Source organism: Bacteroidales bacterium (genome assembly GCA_023229505.1).
GTDB lineage: Bacteria > Bacteroidota > Bacteroidia > Bacteroidales > JAGOPY01 > JAGOPY01.
On the sequence record JALNZD010000080.1, the window covers coordinates 1 to 6,572 of the forward strand.

The 6,572-nt window shown below is 37.1% G+C and carries 4 protein-coding genes; 2 read left to right on the forward strand and 2 right to left on the reverse strand.

Annotated elements, in window-relative coordinates; all coding sequences use genetic code 11:
- Nucleotides 1–83: 83 nt before the first annotated feature.
- The gene (locus tag M0Q51_16860) at nt 84–407 is read right to left on the reverse strand and encodes a hypothetical protein (protein ID MCK9401642.1); all 324 of its coding nucleotides are present in this window, start codon (nt 405–407) and stop codon (nt 84–86) included.
- 298 nt (nt 408–705) lie between these two features.
- Here M0Q51_16860 and M0Q51_16865 point away from each other — a divergent pair, with 298 nt between their 5' ends.
- On the forward strand, nt 706–4,959 hold the full coding sequence (locus tag M0Q51_16865) for a PKD domain-containing protein (protein MCK9401643.1): 4,254 nt from the start codon (nt 706–708) through the stop codon (nt 4,957–4,959).
- Nucleotides 4,960–4,978: 19 nt separating this feature from the next.
- On the opposite strand, the gene M0Q51_16870 is transcribed toward M0Q51_16865, so the two are convergent.
- On the reverse strand, nt 4,979–6,079 hold the full coding sequence (locus M0Q51_16870; GenBank protein ID MCK9401644.1) for a PorP/SprF family type IX secretion system membrane protein: 1,101 nt from the start codon (nt 6,077–6,079) through the stop codon (nt 4,979–4,981).
- A 174-nt stretch (nt 6,080–6,253) separates the two neighbouring features.
- Here M0Q51_16870 and M0Q51_16875 point away from each other — a divergent pair.
- The coding region (locus M0Q51_16875; protein ID MCK9401645.1) for a DUF6444 domain-containing protein at nt 6,254–6,572 on the forward strand (319 nt) is incomplete at its 3' end.

Genomic DNA, 6,572 nt, shown 5'->3' on the forward strand with positions numbered 1-6,572 from the left:
AGCTGTTAATATCGAGAATAACTCTTCGAGTTATTTCCCGAAATTAACAGCAATATCAATACAAATAGAGTTAATAAATTCAATTAAGAAAAGCAAAATCGTGGTCTAAAGAATGGGGAGTAGTAAACTTCTTTAGGATAGTTACTTATTAAGCAATCATCTATTCCTAAGCTATCCATAAGATAATCAGACTTAGCAGATGACAATGTTTTGCCTATAGGTGTATCCTCAAATTTTGTATAATCATTTAAAAGATTTGAAAATTCAATGCCTTCATAACTTTTAGCATCATCCAGGTTCTTTTGGAGATACTCTTTTATTCCTTTTTGTGCCTTTTTTTCAGGTGACAATGTACATCCTATGCCAATAATAGCAATGGAAAGCAGAAGAAATGTAATCTTTTTCATACATTTTTAATTTATAGCAATATACAAATTTAAAAAAGAAAAATAGAAAGTTATTTTTAATCATCCCACCCAAATATTGAAGGCTCATTCTCTTTGTAATTTACTGCCTCCACCTTTGGCTGGATACGGCGACCAAATTGACTAGTCTACAACGTCTGTTTTAAGGGTGGAGTTAAAAAGTCTAATTTTAAACTGGATGAAAACCAAGGTAATATAGTTTAAGTCCAGATCATTATTCTATAGGAGAATTGGAAATTCTTAATTATATTTGGAAAAGGAAATTATTCAACCAAATATTATGAATTCAAGGAGATTTGACTTCTTGTTAAAAGGCATCATTTTAATAATTCTGGGTAGTTTATTGCCAGTATGCTTAAATGCACAAATCAACGTAACTTTCTCTTTTGATCCTAACAGTGCTTGTTCAGGGACCTCAATACAATTTACATCGACAGTTACAAATGGGACTCCCCCGTATATTTATTCATGGAACTTTGGGGATGATACCACCTCGAATATTGACAATCCAAATCATTCTTACAATGCCTATGGTTGTGGCGACCAACAATTTATTGTGCTTTTAACAGTAACAGACACCACTGGTGGAGGAACTACTCCAGTTTCACATTCTGAAACTGTCATTGTTAAAAGTAGGCCCAATCCTCAGCTTACTGATTTAATTAATGACACGGAATTCAGCAATTGTGACAATAATCCAACACCAGGAGATTCAGATTTTCCCGTCCGGGTTCAAAACAACACACCCAATAACTCCTGTATTTCAACTTATACCATCAATTGGGGCGATGGTAGCCCGCCTCTTACTAACCTCACAAATAGCAGCTTTCCCATAGACTATACCTATACACAGCTTGGGGCATTTGATTTAACCATTACTGCTTTTGGGAGCAATGGTTGTAGCGGAGTGACTACCTATGTAGTGAAGAACCAATCAAACCCAGCAGTAGGTATATCGACACCAGGCAACACCCAAGGTTGTGCGCCTCAGACATTTTCGTTTACTATGTTAAATTATACATTAAATTCTCCTGGAACGACTTACTTATGGGACTTTGGTGATAATAGCCCGACAATAATCTGGACACAGGACTCAGTTGTAGCAAATGGCGCAACCATATCACATACTTTTATTACTACTTCTTGTGGACAGCCAAATAATGAGTTCATAGTTTCCGTCACAGCTTCTAACTCTTGTTCAAGCACGAGTGCCTCTGTAAGTGCAATCAAAATTTGGAGTTCGCCCATTGCAAATTTTGATCTAAATCCCGTTCAAGGATGTGTAAATTCCACCTGTTTTTCTTTTTCGAATACGACCATTCCGGGTGCCTGGGGCTCCTCCTGTTCTTCTACCGCGACTTACCAATGGGATTTTGGTAACGGGCAAACATCAACGGCTCAAAATCCGCCATGCCAGACATATTCTACTGTCGGAACATATTCGATTACTTTGACTGCCTCAAATAATTGTGGAAGTTCAACGATTACTAAAGAAATATCCGTTCAAAATCCTCCTGCCGCCATCGCTACGCTTGATCAAAATACTGGCTGTGTGCCTTTTCAGGTAAATTTTACGAATAGTTCCACCGGAACCGATATACAATTTACCTGGAGTGTAAGTCCAGCTTCCGGATGGAGCTATGTTAACGGGACTAATAACCATTCTCAGAACCCGGTTCTACAATTTACTATTGCCGGAACTTACACAGTAAATCTCAATGTGACGAATGCATGCGGTAGTGACAATCAATCATTCACAATAACTGCAAAAGATGTTCCTTCCATTAATATTCCGACTATCGCTGATGATTGCATTCCCTATACTTATATTGGCAATGCTTCGTATGTTATTAATGGCAGTAATATTACGTCTTATTTATGGTCTGTGAGCCCTCCTAATGGTTGGAATTTTGTAGCACCTTCAAATTCAGGCTCTCAAAATCCTACGATCTTATTCTCACAAACAGGTACTTACCAGATCACCGTCCAGGCCACAAATGAATGCGGTACTGGAAGTCAGATCAGCAATTCATTTGATGTGATAAGTTTAGCTCCGGTTAATGCTGGTAATGATACATCTGTTTGTTTAAACAGCGGAAATTTTCAGCTTTTTGGTAATCCTTCAGGCGGTACCTGGAGTGGGAATAACGTGACACCCTCAGGTATATTTTCTCCAGTCATTGTTGGAAGTTTTACGTTAACTTATAGCAGAGGGACGGGGAATTGTCTTTCTGAAGATCAAATAGTATTGACAGTAATGCCATCACCAGCTGTCAATGCCGGCCCAGACATCTCTATATGTGCGGACAATGAACCGATATTTTTAACAGGACAGCCAACTGGAGGAACATGGAATGGGACCGGTATAGTAAATGACACGTTAGGGATATTTGACCCATCTGTTTCCGGGGCTGGTCTTTTTACCGTAAGTTATACAATATATGATAATCAAACTGGTTGCTCAAATTCCGATAATATCATCATAAATGTTAGGCCTTTGCCTTCAATTTCTTTTAGCTTTGAACCTCCTGCCTGTGTGGGAGATAATATTCACTTTACCAACAATTGCAGTAATGCTGAAAGTTATCTTTGGGATTTCGGTGATGGCGTTACTTCTACATTATTTGCTCCTATTCATACTTATGCTGTTGAAGGTCTTTATATAGTGACATTGACTGCCTATTCAACTTTTAATTGTGTATCTTCTGATACTATGATGTTAAATGTCACGGTTCCACCACCGCAACCAGCTTTCGAAATTTCTCCAAAAGTTGGATGTGCACCGTTAACCGTTTATATTTCAATCGACGAATCTCAATATGGAGATAATGCTTTTTATTATTGGGATTTTGGAAATGGAACCACCAGTAATTTATTGGTTCCCCCGGATTCAATGGTATATTATGGAGGTATATCTGCAGATACCATATATAGAATCACTTTCAGATGCTATAATCCCTGCGGATCTAAAATCTTTTCGGACTCAATCCTGGTCCACCCAATACCACTATCAGATTTTGACATGCTGCACGATTGGGATTGTACGCCTGTGGAAGTTCAGTTTAAGAATGTTTCCAAAGGCTTGCCGGATTCTTTCTATTGGGACCTTGGCGATGGAACGACATCTACTGAATTTGAACCTGTACATATTTATATAACTGGAAATACTTCATCTCTATACACAATTAAATTAATCTCATACAATGGATGCGGTACAGATACCTTGTCGCGGGAATTACTTGTTAAACCTAATACCGTTGATGCTTTCTTCACTGTTGATAAATTTAAAGGATGTGAAGGTGATACATTCTGCTTTCAAAATTATTCCACCGATACGTCCGGTGTTGGAATTTCAAATCTTTCCTGGAATTTTGGTGACGGGCAAGGATCATCCACAGAAAACCCATGTCATATTTTTGACCTAGCGGGCGCTTATATTGTAAAGCTTCATATTGATAATGGCTGTGGACACGATGATGCCTATGATACTATTGAAATAAATCCGACCCCACAGATTGAAATTTACTTAAATAATAAAGCCTGTGTTGGAGAAACATTATTTTTTGACTATTCCACAAATGTTGAGATAGCTGGTAAAATATGGTATTTTGGAGATGGCGACTCATCTTTGTTATCTAATCCATATCATTACTACCAGGAAGAAGGTACCTATGAGGTGGTACTGACCGGGGTGTCGGCATATGGATTTCCTGCCTGCGTTGGAGTGGCAGGTAAACTGATTGAAATAAAACCTACACCTGAAGCCTTTATCTTGCCGGATACTTCTGGTTGTGCCCCGTTACAAATTACTTTTCAAGGTGATTCAGGTAGTTATCACCTTTGGAACTTTGGAGATAATACAATATTTACTTCAAATCCAACACATATTTTTGATTCACCAGGGCTTTATAAAGTTAAACTAATTTCGGAATACAGTAACCTATGCAGGGATGCGGACAGTATTGAAATCAGGGTATTTCCCAAACCCGAGAGCCAGTTCACATATACTTCCTCTGGTGGATACCCTGAACAGTTAACTTTCGTCAATACCTCTGCAGGGGCATCTGAGTGTATATGGGATTTCGGAAATGGCCAGGTAATGTTCACCTGTGAAGTCAATGAGCCGATAGAATATAATAATACCGGAAATTATAATATTACCCTTATCACACTGAACCAATATGGATGTTATGATACTGCTGCTGTGATTCATACCGTCAGCTTTAAAGGATTATTTGTGCCGAATGCCTTTGCACCGGAACATCCTGATCCTGGAGTCAATCTTTTCCTACCCAAAGGGATAGGTATCCTGGAATATACTATCCAAATATTTGACACATGGGGTAACCTGGTTTGGCAATCATCTGCTTTGGATGAAGGAATTCCTACCGAGGGGTGGGATGGAAGAAATGAAAACGGAGAGTTTTATCCTCAGGATGTTTATGTTTGGAAAGTTATGGCAAAATTTATGGATGGCACTAATTGGAGTGGTGATAATGGTAAAACTTATGGAACGGTTACACTGATCAGGTAAATAGTCCTTTTTTATAATGTTATTTTTTTCGAATTATTTTCTTTTTTTTATTCATCCATGGACTGCCTTCATCACAGACATCCGGTTTATCATGAAAAAATGAACTATTATTAAAAGCTAAAATTAATGTGATCTCAGGAGATCCTCCGGTTACATCACTTAATTGTGATACTGTAATATCATAAGATAATGAGGTAGTTAGAATTGTATTATTGCGCTTATTAATTGTAAAACGATATCCAAACAAAACTATAATTGCATCAGTATTCTGCAGGTTAATATTTTTATTTCTCCACCATATGCCAAAATCTATATTAAAATCTGTAAAAGATGTATTTACACCCATCATGTAGGAAAACATCTTCCATTGCCTTTCACATAGAACTGATGGTTCAATAAGCATGTATCCATGATAATTAAGAGAAATTGATGTAGTATAATTAGCAAAGAAAACATATTTAGCAGAAATCGGCGCTTTAGAATGAGTAAATGATTGATTTGGTTGAGATAAATGAAAACCAGATAACCCAATTTCGAATTTCCGATAAAGCTTGAATGAATTTGCCTGAGAAGATTTATTCTCATATCTAAAAACACAGCCAACGTTAAAAATGTCAGCAAAGGACTTGTCACTTGATCCGTCATTGGGCGGGATAAATGCAGATGGATAAATATTGCCATAGTAAGGGTTTAATTGCCCGCTGAAAACAAACTGGTCCCAATTAATGCTATTGAATGAAAATGAAGGCATTACACCTACCTGAATTAAAGATCTTGCAGCGATTGGAATTCTTGCTGAAATCGGAATTCCAATTGTAATTTTTTGAAGAACACCTTCACCTTCAGTATTTGAAATAGCAATAAATCCAAAGCCTCCTGTACCTCTGGTAATCCGAATACTTTGATCAAAACATGCATAAAATGTTTGGAATTTGCTTGGTATGTTTGGCCACAGCCTGCGGTAAGCTAAATTTAATCTTAACCCATAATCCATTCCTGCATATGCCGGATTATAATAAATTTTATTATTGATAAAATTTGAAAAATTAGGGTCTTGACCGAAAATGCTAATAGTAGGAAAATATAATACGAATAAAATAATATATTTTGCTTTTTTCATTAAAAAACCATTAATAGTTTGAGCTGTAAGTAATTAAATTAAATATAAACTTATTAGTTACTGTTCAGCGGTTATGAACATATTAACAGACCAAAGATAATAAAAGAGTACCTGACCAAAGAACGTTTTATAACTTTATTTGACATGGGTTAATATTTTCCGATACTTGCATTGATGAAAATACCCAAAGGATATATACTGGTAAAAGAGGAAGACTGGCGTAGAATGCAACAACAGGTCATTGATATGCAACAATTGATAGTGGTACTACAAAATCGGATAGTTGAGTTAGAACAACGATTGAATAAAAACAGCAGCAACAGTCACAAGTCACCTTCAAGTGACGGATTTCGCAAGCCAATTCAGAATAATCGTGAGAAGAGCAATAAAAGTCAAGGCGCACAGCCTGGGCATAAGGGAACAACATTGACAATGGTAGAAGATCCTGATAAGATTATCTTTCATCCTGTGGGAGGGAAATGTGACTGTTGTG